Here is an 18,246-nt window from a genome sequence, read left to right as displayed (position 1 = left end):
TATACTCGTTCAAATTGAGTTAATATATAATAAAAAACCACGCTGAAAAGCGTGGTTTTTGTATTGAGATTATTTTCTTAATCCTAATTCTTTTACTATAGCACGATATCTTAAGATATCTTTCTTAATTAAGTAATCAAGTAAGCTTCTTCTTTTACCTACTAACATAACTAAAGAACGCTCAGTATTATAATCTTTACGGTTCTTTTTTAAGTGTTGCGTTAAGTGCTCAATTCTTTGTGTAAATAAAGCGATTTGCCCTTCTGCAGAACCTGTATCGTTTTTGTCATTACCATGTTTTGCAAACATGGTTTGTTTTTCTTCTTTTGATAAGTACATTCTAATATTATTGTAAATGATTGTTATGTAAACTCGAAAGTTTTTCTTTCAAGCGTGCAAATATAGTGATTTTTAGAAATAAAATAAGGTAACAATAAAAGAATTACTGTTAGATTGATGAATTTTGTTTATGTAGTGTTTCGTCTCTATATATTTTAGTTTTAATGTCTGCTCATTTTTTAAGTTTTAGATTTTGATGTTTTTTAGATAATAAACGAGCTGTTTAAGCTTTTATAGTTCTTATAATTAGCTATTTAAATGGCAAATAATAGATGAAAGGTAATTTGTCGGCATTTTATAGTATTTTTCCTCGTTTTTATGATTTAATTAAAAAAAAACATTTAACTTTTATCCTTGTATAAATTAACTTGCATTGTATGGCTATTAGTTTTTCACGACATAAATTATTTGAGAACATTTTTAATTATGCCATGGGCGGTCTTGCCATTGTGGGTATGCGTGGCGAATGGATTAAAGTTAATGATAGTATCGTGAAATATTTAGGGTATTCAAAGGAAGAACTCTATGAAAAAACCTTTCAAGATATTACGCATAAAGACGATCTCTATAAAGATTTAGGAGCTATGCGTGCTTTACTTCGTGGCGATATTTCTAATTATACTATAGAGAAGCGTTATTTTCATCAAAACGGCTCTATTGTTTGGGTGCGGCTTTCTGTGTCGCTGGTAAGAGATGATAATGGGAATCCTGAGTATTTTATCTCTGAAATACATGATGTTTCTCAACAAAAATCTGATCAAGAAGAGTTGAAAATTTTACTAGATTTAAGTAAAGAACAAAATAATAGATTATCAAACTTTGCCGATATCGTTACACATAATTTAAGAACGCATTCTTCTAATTTAGAAACATTAGTTGGTTTTATTGCAGAGGAAGAAGCTACATCTACAGCCTGTAAAAGTGAGAATTTCGAGTATTTAAAGGAATCTATAAAAAACTTAAATGATACGGTATCTCACTTAAGTGAAGTAGCTAAAATAAAATCAATGAATAAGGAGGAAGTGAAGCCTTTAAACCTTCACGAGTATTGCAGTAAAGCAATCTATAATGTTAGTGGTTTAGCAAAAAATATAAAATGTAAGATAGCCAATAATGTAAATCCTAAACATGAGGTTATGGCTATACCGGCTTTTTTGGATAGTATAATTTTAAATTTTTTAACAAATGCTTTAAAGTATAGAGCTAGTGATAGGTTAGCGGAAGTGTTTTTATTTAGTGAAGTAAGTGAGGCTTTTGTTGTAATAACTTTTAAGGATAATGGTTTAGGTATCGATATGAAGACTCATGGAGACGATATTTTTAAAATGTATAAAACATTCCATAAGCATAAAGATGCGAGAGGTGTTGGTTTATTTATAACTAAAAACCATATAGAATCGTTAGGAGGAAGAATTGATGTGAAAAGTGAATTGGGTAAAGGAACGGAGTTCTCAGTATCCCTTAGGAAAGCTGTATAAGGCGTTTTTTAAATTTAAAGAGAATATAAGGTTTTAGTCTATAATAAAAAAGCGAGCCATTTGGCTCGCTTTTTTATTTATGCTCTTAAAGGTTGATTTGTTATTAAATCAACATATTGATTAACTCTGTTTTTTAAATCTTTTCTTAGTGTTATAAAATCTAAGAAACCGTGTTCTAGTAAAAATTCTGAAGTTTGAAATCCTTCTGGTAATTCTTTTCCAGTGGTATCTCTCACAATTCTAGGGCCAGCAAAACCAATTAAAGCTCCAGGCTCTGCTATATTAATATCTCCTAACATGGCGAATGATGCCGTTGTTCCTCCTGTTGTAGGATCTGTACATAAAGAAATATATGGTATTCCAGCATCGGCTAACTGTGCAAGCTTAACAGATGTTTTGGCTAATTGCATTAAAGATAATGCGGCTTCCATCATTCTAGCTCCTCCAGATTTCGAAATAACCATTAATGGTAATTTATTTTTTAAAGAGTAATCTGCAGCACGTGCAATTTTTTCTCCAACAACACTACCCATAGATCCGCCAATAAAAGCGAAGTCCATACAGGCTATTACAATGTCTTTTCCTTTAGATTTACCAACAGCACAACGCACAGCGTCTTTTAGTTTTGTTTTATCTTGAGCAGCTTTTAAACGTTCTGGGTATTTTTTAGTATCCTCGAATTTTAAAGGATCTTTAGAATCTAGATTTTTATCTAGTTCTTTAAATTTATTATCATCAAAAAGGATTTCGAAATATTCTTTACTTCCTATTCTAACGTGGTATCCATCTTCTGGACTTACGTAAAAGTTTTTTTCTAATTCTTCGGCATCTACAATTTTACCTGTTGGAGATTTGTACCAAAGTCCTTTTGGAGTGTCTTTTTTCTCTTCCGTAGTTGTAGTAATACCTTTTGTTTTTCTTTTAAACCAAGACATAGTAATGTGTGTTTTAAAGTTTAAAGCTTTAATATTAAGCCGTTAACTGCGTTAAGGATTGATGCGGCATCCTTTTTGTTTTTAATTGAAATGCAAAGCAATTTTAAGTAAAAATAAAAAGATACAGCGGAAAGCCTGACGGCAAAATTAAACCTTTTTTTAATTTTGTGGTAACGCCTAAGTGATTTTATTGACTTTTACCTTTTAATTATTTGATTTAGAGTATAATACATAAAAAAAGGCTCCGCTAAATGCAGAGCCTTAATGTATGTTAAAAAATAACCTATAATTATAGAGTATTTACGTTGTTTAAATCTTCAAAAGCTTTCTTTAAACGTGCAATAAAAGTTTTTTCACCTTCACGTAACCAAACTCTTGGGTCGTAATATTTTTTGTTTGGAGAATCAGATCCATCAGGATTTCCAATTTGTGCTTTTAAATATTCAGATTTTCCACCCATGTAATTTCTAATACCTTCCATGAAAGCGTATTGTAAATCTGTATCGATGTTCATTTTAATTACACCGTAGCTAATTCCTTCTCTAATTTCTTCGACTGTAGAACCAGATCCACCGTGGAATACAAAATCGATATGGTTTTCTTCAACACCATATTTTTTTGTGATGAATTCTTGAGAATTTCTTAAAATTTTCGGAGTTAATTTAACGTTTCCTGGTTTGTAAACACCGTGTACATTTCCAAAAGCTGCTGCAATAGTAAATTGTGGACTTACTTTGCTTAATTCTTCGTAAGCATAAGCTACTTCTTCTGGTTGTGTGTATAATTTAGAATCATCAACATCAGAATTATCTACACCATCTTCTTCACCACCTGTAATACCTAACTCTATTTCTAAAGTCATGCCCATTTTAGACATTCTTTCTAAGTATGTTTTACAAATTGCGATATTTTCTTCGATTGGTTCTTCTGAAAGATCAATCATGTGAGAACTGAATAATGGTTTTCCTGTTTCTTTAAAGTGTACTTCACTTGCATCTAATAAACCATCAATCCAAGGTAATAATTTTTTAGCACAGTGATCGGTATGTAAAATTACTGGAACACCGTAAGCTTCGGCTAAAGTATGTACATGTTTTGCGCCTGCAACACCACCTGCGATAGCTGCTTTTTGACCTTCGTTACTTAAACCTTTTCCTGCATTAAATTGCGCACCACCATTAGAAAATTGAATAATTACTGGAGCATTTAAATCTGCTGCAGTTTCTAAAACACCATTAATAGTGTCCGATCCAATAACGTTTACTGCTGGTAAAGCATATCCGTTTTCTTTAGCGTGATTAAAAATTGCTTGTACTTCTAGGCCTGTAGCTACACCTGGTTTTATATTGTGTCCCATTTTTAATTTATTGATTAATAATTACTAGTTACCAAAAGTAATCAATTTTTAAATAAAAAACTGCGATTTATTATGTTGAAAATACTAAAGTTATACTAAAACGTTATAGTGAAATCGAAAATAAAAAGGGGTTAAAAAGGGTAGTTTATACCTATGTTATATACAGCATTTGAGAAGTTATATTCTTGAAACCAACGGTTTTGTGTTTCGTTGGATGGATTGTAGGTTTTAAAGCCTACATCGAATCTAAAAACAAAAAAGCTAAAATCGTAGCGTAAACCAGTACCAGAACCTACAGCGATATCTTTTAATGAACTGAAGCTGTCGAAAGTGGCTCCTTCGGTTTCAACATCGTCAAAAATATTCCAAATATTTCCTGCATCGATAAAAAATGCGGCATTTAAATTACCAATTAAATTAAAGCGATGTTCTAAGTTAAAAGCAATTTTTAGGTTAGCTTCATTAAATTCGTTTGTGGTTTGCGAACTCCCTGGCCCTAAGCCATAGGCCGACCAAGCTCTGTTGTCGTTAGGTCCACCAGCATAGAAACTTTTAGAAAATGGTATACTTGTTGAGTTTCCGTAAGGAACAGCGATACCTAAAAAGCTACGCATAGCGATTACGTTTTTAGTACCTAAATCCCAATGTTTTGTGTAATCTAATTCTGTTTTTAAGTACTGAGAAAAAGCAACACCTAAGAGCTCATATCGATCTTGATCGTCTTTTTTAAGACCAATAAAATCCGATGCACTTGCTAATATGTTTCCTGCCGCTTCTAATTTAAATTTAAATATTGAAAAATTTTCATCAAAAATATTGGTTCTACCATCTTTAGTAAAGCTGAAACTGGATGAAAGTATTAAGTTGTTTTCGGTAAGTCTTGTTTTCCGTTCGTCTATGCCTTGAATGGTTGAAACTTCACTGCTAGATATTTCAGATGGTGTAGTATCGGCCAAAGCATAGGCTATAAACTCATCGGCTTGATTATTTGGGTTATCGGAGTTAGGAATGTTTAATTCTTCATCTGGACCAACATAACCAACTTCTTGGGCAATATTGTTTAGTGTTGTGAAAGATGTTGTATAAACTCTAAAATAATTTTTTATGTTCAGGTTGTTGATGTATTGCATATTGAAAATATCCAATTTATCAGTCACTTTACTATTAGGTTGCCATTTAAAACTAAACGCTCCACTAAAGGTTTCTTTATCTAAACCAATATTAGTTTGGCTTGTTGTAGATAAGTTAATGCTAGTGCTTGGCGACATGTATTTTGGAATAATACGCTCGGTATAAAATGGAGAAAACAATCTAGGAATAGTTAGTTTTAAATCGAGACCATATTCGTTAATATCAAAAAAAGGATCGCCTGGGTCGTTTTTATCTTTTGAAGAGCCAATAGATGCAATTCCCGATATTTCAAAAGTTTCGGCACCTCTAAAAATATTTCTTATTTGTAAACTTGGGCTAAGTGAAAAACCGAAATTTTGAATATTACTTTGAGAAACATCCGTACTAAAACCAAAATTAAACTTTTTTAAAGGTGTTAAGCGTATAGTATCTGTTAAGGTGTTGTCTTCATGCTCGTAATACTCAATATTAGGATATTTAAAGGTGCGTAATTCGTTGAGGTGTCTATAAGTTCTAGTTCGGTCTAAATCTTTAAAAATAGTGCCAGCGTTGGTAAACATGGCATCGGTAAGTGCGCGTGGTCTGTATTTTATTTTATCGTAAGCATAAATATTGTAACCGTTGTATTTTATAGAATCTAGAAAAGGTTTATCTCGGTTTTCAAAAGAATAATCGGTAATAATGTTTACATCTCTAATGGTGTAAATTTTAAAAGGTACACGTGTAATTGAATCTTGATTTTTAATAGCTCGATCTTGAATATGGATGCCAACATTCATTTTTTTATTAGTGCCAATGGTATCAATATCCATGGTAATGTAATCTTGAGAGAAATGATACACACCCGAATTCCTTATTTCTGTAGCGATGCGTTCTCGTTCTTGCTCAAAATTAACAGTTCTGTATTGGTCGTTGTGTTTTATTAATGCGTCCTTTTTTATTTTTTGATAAATAGTATCGATAATTGGCGATTTAATGTTTGGAGTAATCGTATCGATAATAAAAGGCTCACCTGTTTCTACTTGATATTCAATTTTAGCGCGTTTATCGTCTGTTTTTGTAATATCATAATCGGTTTTTACATCGAGCCAACCATTGTTAATGTAATAATCATTGAGACGGATTATCGATTTTTTGGTTTTTAACTCATTAACAATAATAGGAGCTTCTCCTGTTTTTTTTAGCCAAGCATTAAATTTTGTCTTCGATTCAATATATTTATTTAACTGCTTTTTTGATAGAAAATTTTCGAGATGTTTTTTCTTGTTTGGTCTTTTATTTAAATCAGCATTTATAATAGAATCAATATTTGGACGTGCTAAATTGTAGACGTGTAACCGCAACGGAACTCCTAATATTGGAATCTTCGTGTTAGGTTTTTGGTAAAGTAAATTATTTAATATTTCGGTGTTTTCTTTTTTACCGTTAACAAGAATGGTGTTTTCAGAAAGTACATGGTCTTCTTCTGCAACGCGTTTTAAACTATCACATGCGGTAATGCAAATAAAGCAAACTAGTAAAATTAATATATTGTTGAATTGAAGTTTCAAAATGTACTCGTCCTTTAATCTTGGTTAAATTTGTTTAAAAATTTTGTTTCAACTGAAAAAATAATTGAAATATACGTTACGCGTTCAAAAATACATTTTTTTCAACTGAAAAATTAATGTCGAGGCCAATGTTACTAATATTTTCTTTTTCTTTATAAAAAATTAGAAAAAGGCATGCTTAGTAAAAGCCAAATAAAATTAATAACGAGTTTAAAGCAAAAAAAATATAGACAAGACCTAGGTTTTTTTGTTGTTGAAGGTGTTAAAACAATAAAAGAATTGTTGGCGTCTAGTTTAAAGCTTCATACATTATATACAACGGAATCTTTCAATATTGATGCCACAGATGAAGTTTTAATTTCTGAAACCGATTTAAAACGTATTAGTTTCTTAAAAACACCTAATAAAGCATTGGCGGTTTTTGAAATCCCTAAACAAACACCTATAGAAACCAAAGGACTTATTGTGGCTTTGGATGATGTTCGTGATCCTGGGAATTTAGGAACCATTATTAGACTTTGTGATTGGTTTGGTATAAAACAATTGGTTTGTAGTAAAGCAACTGTAGATTGTTTTAACCCTAAAGTGATACAAGCTACTATGGGCTCTATTACAAGAGTAAATATTAGTTATGTTGATTTGGAAACGTTTTTAAACGATGTTGATTCGCCTATTTTTGGTGCTTTTATGGATGGTCAAAATGTTTATAAAAAACAATTGCCACAACATGGCATTTTAGTAATGGGTAATGAAGCTAATGGTGTATCGAAAGATGTAGAAGCTTTAATTACTGAAAAAATAAGTATCCCAAGATTTGGAGATTTACAAGCTACAGAGAGTTTGAATGTGGCTATGGCAACTTCAATTTTGATAAGTGAATTTAGACGAGGTTAGCGTTTAGGTATATTATTTATTCTTCGTTCAAATTTTATTTTTCTAACGCCGTGGTCTGTGTCCCATTGTTTAACTTCTTTGAAATTAAATTTCTTATATAATTCAGTGGCTGGTCCATTTTCTAATCCAGTTTCTACAACAAAAAGTTTTGAATTAAATCTTTCAAAAATGAATTCCATTAGTTTTCTTGCAATTCCTTGTCTGAAAAAACTTGGAGCTACAACCAAGCTATTAATATGTGTAAAGTTATTGTTATGTTTAATTTCAATGACCCCAGCAAGTTCTTTATCTTTTAAGTATCCAAAAAACTCTGTTTCACTATTTATATAATTTTCAAGGGGTCTTTTTAAGGGAGGGAAATCAGTAGCATTTAATAATTTTGCCTCTATCTTATATGAAAGTTGAAAAACTGAACGTATTTTTTTAGATACTTCTATATCATTATTTTGGAGTCTTTTAATCATTTTTTTGCAGTAGTTCATTTTAATTAAGCACAACAAAAGAATAACTTAATACTTTCTACTGAAAAGTAAAATTAACAAAAACACCACGAGTTTTCATGCTGTTTATGTTACTTGTCCATGCACTATCTGGATCCTCATCTCTTACCAACTCATCATTTAATCCAAATACTCCACGAATGGATGGTGTGAATTTAAAGTTATATAAATAAAAATCGATGCCAAAACCTAATTCGTAAAATAGAGAATTTTTTACAGTTCTAAATTGTCCGTTTGAATTATCGTTTGGGTTGTCTTCATTGCTTGAAAGATTTAAAGCTGTAGAGAAGCCTCCAACAACAAAAGGTTTAAAATTATTTATCCGTTTGGTAGAAACCTTTAATAATAGGGGTATATGAATGTATGTGGATTTTACTTCACGTATTAAATCACTCGCTCTTGGTTCCGATTCTGTAAAATATGTTGAGCTGTAATTTAATTCTCTTGTAGTAATTAGTAAACCAGGTTCTATACGGATGTCTAAAAATTTATTAATTCGTAAGTTTCCAATTAAGCCTACATTAAAACCGGTAGTGCTTTTTACATAAATATCTTGTAAATCTTGGTTGTAATCAAAATTGAAGTCGTAGTTGTTAAAACCTAAATAATAACCCCATCGAAGCAGTTTGTATTCCGTAGTTCCTCGACCCTGATTGGCATCATAGGTTATCTTCTCTTTTTTGAAAAGCTGTGCATTCGATGTTTGAATTACAAATAAAAATGCTAATAATGCAAAAACCTGCTTCATATTATTACTTCCTAGATTTATAAATTGTTGCCACACCTAAAGTTTGTGGTAAATCTTCAACATCTATAAACCCAATTTTACGTAAAATATTGTTCAAAGCTTCTCCATAAGGAAAAACAGAAGCCGATTCACACAAATATTTATAAGCACTTCTATCCTTAGAAAATAGTTTCCCGATAAGTGGTAAAATATTTTTAGTGTAAAAATTGTAACCTTGTTTATAAGGTGTTTTGTCTGGCATAGAGGTTTCTAAAATTACAAAAGTACCGTTGGGTTTTAAAACTCTGTAAATTTCCTTTAAACCATTTTCTAACGATTCAAAATTACGAACACCAAAAGCTACCGTTATAGCATCAAAGCTATTATCTTCAAAAGGCATACTTTCGCTATCGCCTAAAATCATTTCAATTTTAGAATCTAAAGCCTTCTTTTTAATTTTTGTTTTACCAATTTCGAGCATACCGCTGCTTATATCGAAACCAACAATTCTAGTGGCATTAGTTTCGGCTAAATTAATAGCTAGATCACCAGTACCTGTCGCAACATCTAAGATGCTATCAGGATTAGAGTCTTTAACTATTTTAACAACTTTTTTTCTCCATTTTATATCAATTCCAAAAGAAATCACACGGTTTAGTCCGTCGTAATCACCAGAAATGGTGTCAAACATTTGGGTAACCTGTTCTTTCTTACCTAAATCGCTATCTTTATATGGTTTAATTTTCGACAAATCTTTATTTTTTTTGGCAAACCTACATAATTTATTTCTACTTTATAATATATTAGATAAAGTGAAAAGAAGGTTATACTGTTTTATGTTGTCAAATTTATTAAATTTATCGATATCATTTGGTTAGATTTAAGTTTATAATGCAGATTTCGAATGGATTTCTGCTTTGTTATAAAGTTTTATTTTAAATAACTAATATTAATTTTGCACTATCTTTGCAGCACTTTATAATGAAGAATTACAAATGAAAATAATTATAGCAGGAGCTGGCGAAGTTGGATTTCATCTAGCAAAACTCCTATCATACGAGTCTCAAGAAATCACTTTAATAGATACCCAGAAGGATAGTTTAGCTTACGCAGACACTCATTTGGATATTAGAGTTATTAAGGGCGATGCTACTTCTATTGCTATTTTAAAAGAATCTCGAGTAGAGTCTAGCGATTTATTAATAGCGGTAACAGCAAGCGAAACCACCAATATTACAATTTGTGTTTTGGCAAAGCAGTTAGGTTCTAAACGTACTATTGCTAGAATTTCCAATACCGAATTTATACATCATAAAGATGAGGTCGGTTTTACCAAATTTGGTATAGATGAGTTAATTTCTCCGGAAGCATTGGCAGCATCAGAAATTGAGTTATCACTTAAGCAATCTTCATTTAATGATACTTACGAGTTTGAAAACGGTGCATTAACCATGATTGGTTTAAACTTAAGAAGTTCTGCCTCTTTTGTTGGAAAAACCGTAAAAGAAGCGGCCAGAATATTTCCAGAATTACATTTTGTACCCATTGCTATTCAGCGTTTTGGTACACAATTTACTATTATTCCACGTGGCGATACTAAATTTAAACGTGGTGATCATGTGGTTTTTATAACTTCTAAAGAGGGAAATGAAGAGTTGTGTCGTCTTACAGGTAAGCCTAATCGTGTTATTAAAAATGTGATGATTTTAGGCGGAAGTCAAATCGGTTTTAAAACAGCGAGGTCTCTTTCCGAAAAAGGATTTAATGTAAAGCTTTTAGAAGAAAATAAGGAACGTGCTTTCGATATTGCCGACGAGTTACCTAAGGTTTTAGTATTGCATAGTGATGGCCGAAAGGTCGATTTACTAGAGGAAGAAAATATTAGCGACATGGATGCTTTTATTGCGGTTGGTAAAAACTCCGAAACCAATATCATGACCTGTTTAGTCGCTAAATCTAAAGGTGTTAAAAAAACAGTAGCACTAGTAGAAAATATGGATTATTTCGAATTATCACATTCTATTGGTATCGAAACCTTAATAAATAAAAAGCTGTTAGCTGCAAATAATATTTTTAGATATATTAGAAAAGGTGAAGTCGTTGCCATGACGAAGCTTAGTAACATGAACGCCGAGCTTTTAGAATTTGAAGTTAAGCCAACATCTGCCATTTGTAACAAGGTTATTAAAAATGTCGACTTTCCGCGTTCTGCTATTATAGGAGGTGTTATTCGCGACGGATTGGGAGTTATTGCATTAGGCGATTTTAAAATACAAGCAGGCGATCGCGTGGTGGTTTGTAGTTTATTACAATCTATAAAAGGTGTCGAAAAATTATTCCTTTAAAAATGAAATTTCTGCTAAGTCAGATTTTACATTAAAACAATATTAAAATCCCACATGAAATTAAATTACAAAATCATTTTTCATTTCTTAGGACTATTACTTTTGTTCAATGGCGGGTTCATGTTGTTGTCGGCATTAGTTAGTCTGCTTTATAAAGATGGAGTAACGTTTCAAATCTTTTTAGCGGGTATGGCAACCCTTATTATTGGTGTTGTAGCTATGTTTTTAACAAAAGATCACAACAAAGAAATGAACAAGCGTGAGGGTTACATAGTTGTAACCTTTGGTTGGATTATTATGTCGCTCTGCGGTGCCTTACCATATGTTTTTACAGGTAGTATTCCGAGTTTTACAAATGCATTTTTCGAAACCATGTCTGGCTATACCACAACAGGCGCGTCTATTTTAAATGATATTGAAGCCGTACCAAAAGGTGTTTTATTTTGGCGAAGTTTAACACACTGGATAGGTGGTATGGGAATTATTGTTCTTGCCATTGCTATTCTTCCATTACTAGGTATTGGAGGTATGCAACTTTTTGCTGCAGAAGCACCAGGGCCAAGTGCCGATAAATTACACCCAAGAATTACAGACACAGCAAAACGTTTATGGCTTATTTATTTTGGCTATACAGCAGCCGAAACTTTGCTTTTAAAGTTAGCAGGTATGTCTTTTTTTGATGCCATAAATCATGCTATGTGCACGCTATCTACGGGTGGCTTTTCAACTAAAAATGCCAGTGTTGCCTATTGGAACGATCAGCCTTTAATACAATACATCATTATTTTATTTATGTTTTTGGCAGGTGTTAACTTTGTACTTAGTTACTTTGCTTTTAAAGGAAAGTTTTCAAAAATTATTGAAGATGAAGAGTTTCAAATCTATACAAAATTCATTATAATATTCACCTTAATAGCAGCGGTAATTATTTATTTTCAAGCCGATCCTTCTATATCAAGTATTAATCATCCTATGGTTTGGGGAGAAGCAGAAAGTGCCTTTAGGCATGCGCTTTTCCAAGTATTATCTGTAATTACAACAACAGGTTTTGTATCAGCAGATTATACGCTTTGGACCCCCTTTTTAGTCGTTTTCTTTTTCGGACTCATGTTTCTTGGTGGTTCGGCAGGAAGTACCTCTGGAGGTGTAAAAGTAGTTCGCCATTTAATTTTAATTAAAAACGGGTTTTTAGAGTTTAAACGTACGCTGCATCCCAATGCTATTTTGCCTGTTCGTTATAATAAACGTGCCGTTTCGGGGAATATCGTATTTAATGTGCTTGGCTTTTTTATCCTCTATATGCTGTCTTTTATTATCGGTGCGCTTGTGTTTTCTATGTTCGGAATTCAGTACGATTCAGCAGTAGGTTTAGCCGCGTCTAGCCTCGGAAACGTTGGTCCAGCCTTAGGCGATTTTGGTCCTGTAAACAATTACGCTGCATTACCGCCACTTGCAAAATGGTGGGCATCATTTTTAATGCTTATTGGGCGTTTAGAACTTTTTACAGTACTTATTTTATTCACACCATTTTTCTGGAGAAACCGATAAACATCGTCTTTATTTTATAAATAATTTGGCGTTACCCGAAAAGGGTCGGGCTTTCACTACTCAATCTTTTTGCGAAGCTTTCTGAGTTTTTTCAGGACTACTGCATATATTTAAGTAGGCGTTTAACCTAGTGTTCCGTTTTAATGTTTTTCGCAAAAAGGATTTCAAACATGCCGTTCAATCCCTAACGCGAGTTTTTGCTGAGGTAATTTTTATTACTTTAACTTAGCCTTCAACGCATTCGTTAATTCTTTAACCAATTCAGGATTGCTATCTGCTATATTTATAGCTTCATTGTCTCCACTTAAATAGCTATACAATTCAGCGAAACCATCCTTATGGAGAGTCAATCTATGCGTAGCAGTTCTTATCGTCGAAACATTAGCTTTGTAAGCAACAGCATTATGGCCCGTTGTATTCGGTTTTTCTAATATATTTTCGAGAGATACGCCTTGTGTAAAGTCAGGGATTTTAATTCCGGTTAACTCGCATAACGTAGGGAAAATATCAAGAGTTTCTACAATAGCATTAGACTTAAACCCGTTGTTTTTCATTCTTGGATCAAAAATAATTAATGGAGAATGTAGAGATTCTTCGAACAAACTATGCTTTCCCCAAATGCCATATTCTCCCAAGTGCCAACCATGATCTCCCCAAAGAACAACGATAGTGTTTTTGTCTGCTCCTGTGCGTTTCAATTCATCTAAAATCTTCCCAACTTGGGCGTCGGCATAACTTACACATGCTGCATAATGGCGGCGTAACTCATAAGCAAATTGCGAATCTGTATTTGCATCTTTTCCCCAATTGTTATATTTCATGAATTCAGAAGAATTATGCCAAGTTGTTCTTCCTTTTGGTTTTTGCGGATGTTCTATTTCCGGGAAGGTTATACTATCATAACTATCGTAATAAGATTTTGGAGCTCCGAAGGGTAGGTGTGGTTTAATTATTCCAATAGCTAGAAAAAAGGGGTTTTCAGTATTAGTTGATAAGTTACCGAGTTGTTTTAAAGCTTCATTTGTAATTGCGCCATCAGGATACAGATTATCATTTCCTTCTACAGTTTGATACACATCCATGTTACTAGCGTTTACTCGAATTTCTCCGTTGGCAAGCCCATGCATTGCGCCACGAGGATGTTCCCATTCTGCAACAGGCATTAAATGTTTATTCCAAGCGTTAGGCATTTCAATAATAGTACTGTCATTCCAATCGTCTCCACCTCTTCCTCCCGGATGATGAGATACTTTTCCAACAGAAACGGTAGTGTAGCCTTGTGTTTTAAACCATTCGGGCATACTTGGTTTTACGGTTTCTTTGCCTTGTGTTATTTTTTTGGACCGTATGAATAACGCATCATTACTAGGTGGACCATATAAACCTGTTAGTAAGGTATAGCGAGAAGGTCCGCAACTGGGAGCATTTGCAAAATGATTTTGAAATGAAACACCTGCATTTGCTAACTCATCAATATTTGGGGAGATAATATAATTTGCGCCAAAGCTTTTTAATTCCGGACGCAGATCATCAATACAAATAAGTAGAATATTTGGTTTTAGGTCGGGTTGAGGTTTTTTACAGCTGGTTATCATTACGATGCCTAAAACCATAAATGAAAGAGATGCGATTTTACTTATTTTCATTATTGAAAATTGTTTGTCTGTTATGTTTTTTTTGAAGAGATTTTAACTCATTTAACTTCAGTTGGAAACTATTTTTAATCCTACAATAGAAGCTATTAAAGTTGAAATAAGGAACAAACGCAAAAATATGGTGGGTTCTTCAAATATAAGAGTTCCTATGAATACAATTTCAAGGGGTCTATTCCTGTCCAAATCGCATATCAACCCATTATGAGGATTTTTTAAGTTTAATTCTCTTTTTCTGGTTTTTTTAAATTGCTTATGTTTAGGCTATGGCTAGTAAGGGAATTAAAAGTACAGAACCCCTTATTAGATATAGGTATTGTGTGTGCCCAGCATGGGCATGCTTTTATTTGCGGAAAGGTAAATAATTAATCTATAGGGTGCAAGTCCCTTATGTGCAGGAGTAACGTCTTGAAGCATTAGTAAGTTGCAAGGGTGAAAACCGTGAGGTTTTATCTGAAGGTTATTTGTGATTGATTAATGAGCAAATACCACTACAAAACTCGGTACTGACGAACATAAATTGTATAGAGAGGCATATTTACTCGGGTAAGCAAGCACATCATTGTAACGCCCTAAGACTATCAAAAGTGTAAGTATGTAGATACGGCAGTGATTTAGAGAAAGAAGATGTCATTACCTGGGAGGATTTCCAAAACTACGAGTTGGTTATTTGGAGAAGTCAACAGAGGTTATAGTGCCTATAGGAAACGAGTAGAGTTAATACCTCCGATGGACTCACAAGTAGGGAAGGACTGAACGAAATTCTCTTCAAAATTTGCATAGGAGCACTAGTGGTAGCTTATGTTTAAAGTAGAAAATAGTGCCAAGGGAGAAAAGAGCTTTGGTGTGATGATTTACGAACCGCCGTATACGAGACCCGCACGTGCGGTGAAATGAAGGGTTCACTCCGTCATTTGATGACGGAGCCATCCACCCGATTGTGTGTATGTACTTTTTAATTAACCATTTCTAATACTTCTTTCATGTTTTCTTTCATTTTACGATATTGGAAAATGTCTTCAATAGAAACTACGGTCATATTGTGCTTTTCTGCGAAGCTACAAACCTCGGGTAATTTCGAAATTGTGCCATCTATAATTAGTCAATTCATATAAAACTGAAGATTCTCCCAATCCTGAAATTTTCATTAAGTCAATACTTCCTTCTATAAGTACTCTTCTTTCAAATACTCCATTTTTTCTAGCTAACAAGGGAAATGCGTGACCTAGATGCGACAAGTCTTCAGGTGTTGCATTATGAGAAATAGCAGCTTTAATTGTCGTTAATCTATCTTGCGCAGAAACTCCCGTAGTTACATCATTTTTTGCTTCAATTGATATTGTAAATGCCGTTTGGTTTTTACTCGTATTCTCCCTTACCATTTGATTTAAACAAAGATTCTTACATTTTTCCTCTGTCAAACAAAGACACACTATGCCACTACATTCTCTAATCATCAAAGCCATATCTTTTTCTGTCATTTTCTCGGCAGAAAAATAATATCTCCTTCATTTTCTCGATGTTCATCATCTACTAGTAGAATTCCAAAACCCTGTTGCAACTTTTAAACAGCTTTTTCAACTCTGTCTTTACTGTTCTTTCCAAATTAATTTAAACTTTTCATCATTACTCCTTTAGTTTATTAATATTAAATCTTCGGAGCAAAGCATACATCAATTATACAAGTGAGTTTATTTTAATTGTATAGTTAAGTTTTTTTCTTCTCACATCCAGACTTTAACTGTCGGTTTTGGCGTTTCGCCAAATCAATCCTTTTTCAAGGAGTCGCGGACTCTAACCGCCGGTAAGGAATTACACCCTGCCCCGAAGAAAATTTAATCAAAAATATATCTTATTTTATCATTCTTGTTAATTTACAAACACTTTTGCTCGGCTCTCACTCATTTTTTTGCATTACACAAAACGGCTGGTGTAAGAAGCATTTCTCTGTGAAACCGCTACAAACTTTATTAAATGTAACTCCCTTGAAATTAGGACTATTTTTGCTAGAGACTTTTCATAATTGCCATTACGTCTTCGTTACCCAAACCCATATCATGCGCATGATTAAAACTGTCGAACAAAGGATTTATTAACGGCGCATCCAGTCCGGCTTCTTTTGCCAATCGTAAATCTTTGACCAGATGTTTTAGCGCAAAAGCGGCGGGAAAAGAATTATTTATAATTGATGAAGATTTCAATTTGGTAATGCCGTTGCCGCAGGCTCCTTCATTAACAATGGCAAGCATATCTTCACGACTCACGCCGTTCTTTTCAGCAAACAGAACGGTTTCGGCCAGCCCCTGAAGGTTAAGTCCAAGCAGGTAATTAATCGCTAGTTTTGCAGAACTTCCTACACCAATAGCTCCCAGATGATGCGAAAATTTCCCAAGAACATCAAATATTGGCTTGGCTTTATTGTAGCTCTCTACAGTTCCGCCAACCAGAATAATCAGGGTTCCATCTTGAGCCGGTTTGACACTTCCGGAGACAGGTGCCTCCAAAAATTCAAGCTGATGTTTACTGCTGATTTTGGACAAATAACGGGAGGTATCGGGAGATACCGTACTCATATTGATAATGAGTTTTCCAGGTTGCTCTTTAGCCAGTAATCCCGACTCTCCTTCGAAAACCGCTTTTACCGCCTCATCATTCGACAACATGGTGAAAACCACATCGCAAATTTCAAGCAGATGTTGCGGGCTGTCTGCTGACTTTGCCCCAGACTCTATGAATTCTGTTTCCTTTTCTTTTGTCCGGTTAAATACGACCACCTCAAAGCCGGCTTTTATCAGATTCTTTGCCATTGGATTGCCCATATTACCAAGACCAATCCAACCTAATTTTAATTTATTCATAATTTATGTTTATTATTTGTAATTGGTGCGTGTTGCCTAATGCGTTTATACTGCCATGTATATCTCCAATTGCGTAAATTACCATAATTACTTTTATTTTTATACTGTGTAACCCAAAGCTTATATTAAGTTTGTTTGACTGTTGATATTCATTTAAATTCTAGTATTCTACCTTTGACTTATTCTTTAATTTATTTTCTATGATAGGATATAAGTTGTACGTTGGATAAATATCTGTTGTAAAAGCTTTCCATGCGGTTCTCTCAATAGCTAAATTTACAGCTGATAATTTTGAAGCAGGAAGCTCTAATACAACCACTTGGCCAAGTCCCATAACCACAAACCAATTAACTACAGAAACTCCTTCTGGAGGGAGATTTTCATAAAACCTTTGATTGGTTCTTATTTTTTCAATCTCATTTAAATTCATACTCTGATCATGTTTAAGAAAGACCGTTAATAACAACTTATCATCTTTTTCTTTTTCAAAAATAGGTTTTGAATTAAGTGTCACCTTTGACTTATTTTTCAACTTATTTTCTATGATAGGATACAAATTGTACGTTGGATAAATTTCTGTTGTAAAAGCCTTCCATGCGGTTCTCTCAATTGCCAAATTCACAGCTGATAATTTTGAAGCAGGAAGTTCTAATACAACCACCTGGCCAAGTCCCATAACTACAAACCAATTAACTACAGAAACTCCTTCTGGAGGGAGATTTACATAAAACCCTTGATCCGTTCTTATTTTTTCAATCTCATTTAAATTCATGCTTTGATCATGTTTAAGAAAGATTGTTAATAGCAACTTGTCATTATCTTTGTTAGAACTCGATTTTTGATCAAGTGATTGTGAATAACCGGTGAATTGTAATAAGAATAGTCCGAGTAATAAAATGTATTTCATATTTTATAATTTTTTAGATGTATTG

At 33.3% G+C, this 18,246-nt stretch carries 14 protein-coding genes, 1 pseudogene and 1 riboswitch; of the genes and pseudogenes, 4 read left to right on the top strand and 11 right to left on the bottom strand.

Going from position 1 to position 18,246, the window contains the following annotated elements; genetic code table 11:
* Positions 1 to 69: 69 nt before the first annotated feature.
* Positions 70 to 339 (bottom strand): 30S ribosomal protein S15, encoded by a 270-nt coding sequence (gene rpsO, locus GQR97_RS02985; protein ID WP_158845121.1) that lies wholly within the window; start codon positions 337 to 339, stop codon positions 70 to 72.
* Positions 340 to 716: 377 nt separating this feature from the next.
* On the opposite strand from rpsO, the gene GQR97_RS02980 reads away from it, so the two are divergent.
* Entirely contained in the window at positions 717 to 1,817 is a 1,101-nt protein-coding gene (locus GQR97_RS02980) for a sensor histidine kinase (protein WP_158845118.1), read from the top strand.
* 77 nt (positions 1,818 to 1,894) lie between these two features.
* On the opposite strand, the gene accD is transcribed toward GQR97_RS02980, so the two are convergent.
* From accD to GQR97_RS02965, 3 genes are all read right to left on the bottom strand, one after another.
* The gene (gene accD / locus GQR97_RS02975) at positions 1,895 to 2,752 is read right to left on the bottom strand and encodes an acetyl-CoA carboxylase, carboxyltransferase subunit beta (RefSeq protein ID WP_158845115.1); all 858 of its coding nucleotides are present in this window, start codon (positions 2,750 to 2,752) and stop codon (positions 1,895 to 1,897) included.
* 289 nt (positions 2,753 to 3,041) lie between these two features.
* On the bottom strand, positions 3,042 to 4,109 hold the full coding sequence (fbaA, locus tag GQR97_RS02970; protein WP_158845112.1) for a class II fructose-bisphosphate aldolase: 1,068 nt from the start codon (positions 4,107 to 4,109) through the stop codon (positions 3,042 to 3,044).
* Between the two features lie 131 nt (positions 4,110 to 4,240).
* Positions 4,241 to 6,790 (bottom strand): BamA/TamA family outer membrane protein, encoded by a 2,550-nt coding sequence (locus GQR97_RS02965; protein WP_158845110.1) that lies wholly within the window; start codon positions 6,788 to 6,790, stop codon positions 4,241 to 4,243.
* Positions 6,791 to 6,964: 174 nt separating this feature from the next.
* Here GQR97_RS02965 and GQR97_RS02960 point away from each other — a divergent pair, with 174 nt between their 5' ends.
* Complete coding sequence (locus GQR97_RS02960; RefSeq protein WP_158845107.1) at positions 6,965 to 7,684, top strand: TrmH family RNA methyltransferase; 720 nt, start codon at positions 6,965 to 6,967, stop codon at positions 7,682 to 7,684.
* On the opposite strand, the gene GQR97_RS02955 is transcribed toward GQR97_RS02960, so the two are convergent.
* The 3 genes from GQR97_RS02955 to ubiE are packed head-to-tail and all read right to left on the bottom strand — an operon-like array spanning position 7,681 to position 9,662.
* Positions 7,681 to 8,148, bottom strand: a complete 468-nt coding sequence (locus GQR97_RS02955; RefSeq protein WP_158845104.1) for a GNAT family N-acetyltransferase — start codon at positions 8,146 to 8,148, stop codon at positions 7,681 to 7,683. The genes GQR97_RS02960 and GQR97_RS02955 overlap by 4 nt on opposite strands.
* Positions 8,149 to 8,203: 55 nt before the next feature.
* Positions 8,204 to 8,932 (bottom strand): porin family protein, encoded by a 729-nt coding sequence (locus GQR97_RS02950; RefSeq protein ID WP_158845101.1) that lies wholly within the window; start codon positions 8,930 to 8,932, stop codon positions 8,204 to 8,206.
* 4 nt (positions 8,933 to 8,936) lie between these two features.
* Positions 8,937 to 9,662, bottom strand: coding sequence for a bifunctional demethylmenaquinone methyltransferase/2-methoxy-6-polyprenyl-1,4-benzoquinol methylase UbiE (gene ubiE / locus GQR97_RS02945; RefSeq protein ID WP_158845098.1), 726 nt, complete (start codon positions 9,660 to 9,662; stop codon positions 8,937 to 8,939).
* Positions 9,663 to 9,906: 244 nt separating this feature from the next.
* Here ubiE and trkA point away from each other — a divergent pair, with 244 nt between their 5' ends.
* Together trkA and GQR97_RS02935 are read left to right on the top strand one after the other, a co-directional pair.
* Entirely contained in the window at positions 9,907 to 11,256 is a 1,350-nt protein-coding gene (gene trkA / locus GQR97_RS02940; protein ID WP_158845096.1) for a Trk system potassium transporter TrkA, read from the top strand.
* A gap of 54 nt (positions 11,257 to 11,310) precedes the next feature.
* Positions 11,311 to 12,804, top strand: a complete 1,494-nt coding sequence (locus GQR97_RS02935; protein ID WP_158845093.1) for a TrkH family potassium uptake protein — start codon at positions 11,311 to 11,313, stop codon at positions 12,802 to 12,804.
* Positions 12,805 to 13,019: 215 nt separating this feature from the next.
* Here the strand turns inward: GQR97_RS02935 and GQR97_RS02930 are convergent, their stop codons facing one another.
* The 4 genes and pseudogenes from GQR97_RS02930 to GQR97_RS19650 all read right to left on the bottom strand — a co-directional run bounded on the left by GQR97_RS02930 (position 13,020) and on the right by GQR97_RS19650 (position 18,221).
* A complete protein-coding gene (locus GQR97_RS02930; protein ID WP_158845090.1) occupies positions 13,020 to 14,450 on the bottom strand; it encodes a sulfatase in 1,431 nt (476 codons plus the stop codon).
* 961 nt (positions 14,451 to 15,411) lie between these two features.
* Positions 15,412 to 16,062: pseudogene (ribB, locus tag GQR97_RS02925) on the bottom strand (3,4-dihydroxy-2-butanone-4-phosphate synthase); the annotation flags it as partial.
* Positions 16,063 to 16,170: 108 nt separating this feature from the next.
* A riboswitch (FMN riboswitch) is annotated at positions 16,171 to 16,292 on the bottom strand.
* Positions 16,293 to 16,462: 170 nt separating this feature from the next.
* A complete protein-coding gene (locus GQR97_RS02920; protein ID WP_158845087.1) occupies positions 16,463 to 17,314 on the bottom strand; it encodes an NAD(P)-dependent oxidoreductase in 852 nt (283 codons plus the stop codon).
* A 160-nt stretch (positions 17,315 to 17,474) separates the two neighbouring features.
* A complete protein-coding gene (locus tag GQR97_RS19650; protein ID WP_199269905.1) occupies positions 17,475 to 18,221 on the bottom strand; it encodes a hypothetical protein in 747 nt (248 codons plus the stop codon).
* Positions 18,222 to 18,246: the final 25 nt, after the last annotated feature.

Source organism: Algibacter sp. L1A34 (assembly GCF_009796805.1).
In the GTDB taxonomy this organism is placed as follows: domain Bacteria; phylum Bacteroidota; class Bacteroidia; order Flavobacteriales; family Flavobacteriaceae; genus Algibacter.
This window is presented reverse-complemented; position numbering and strand designations above follow the sequence as displayed.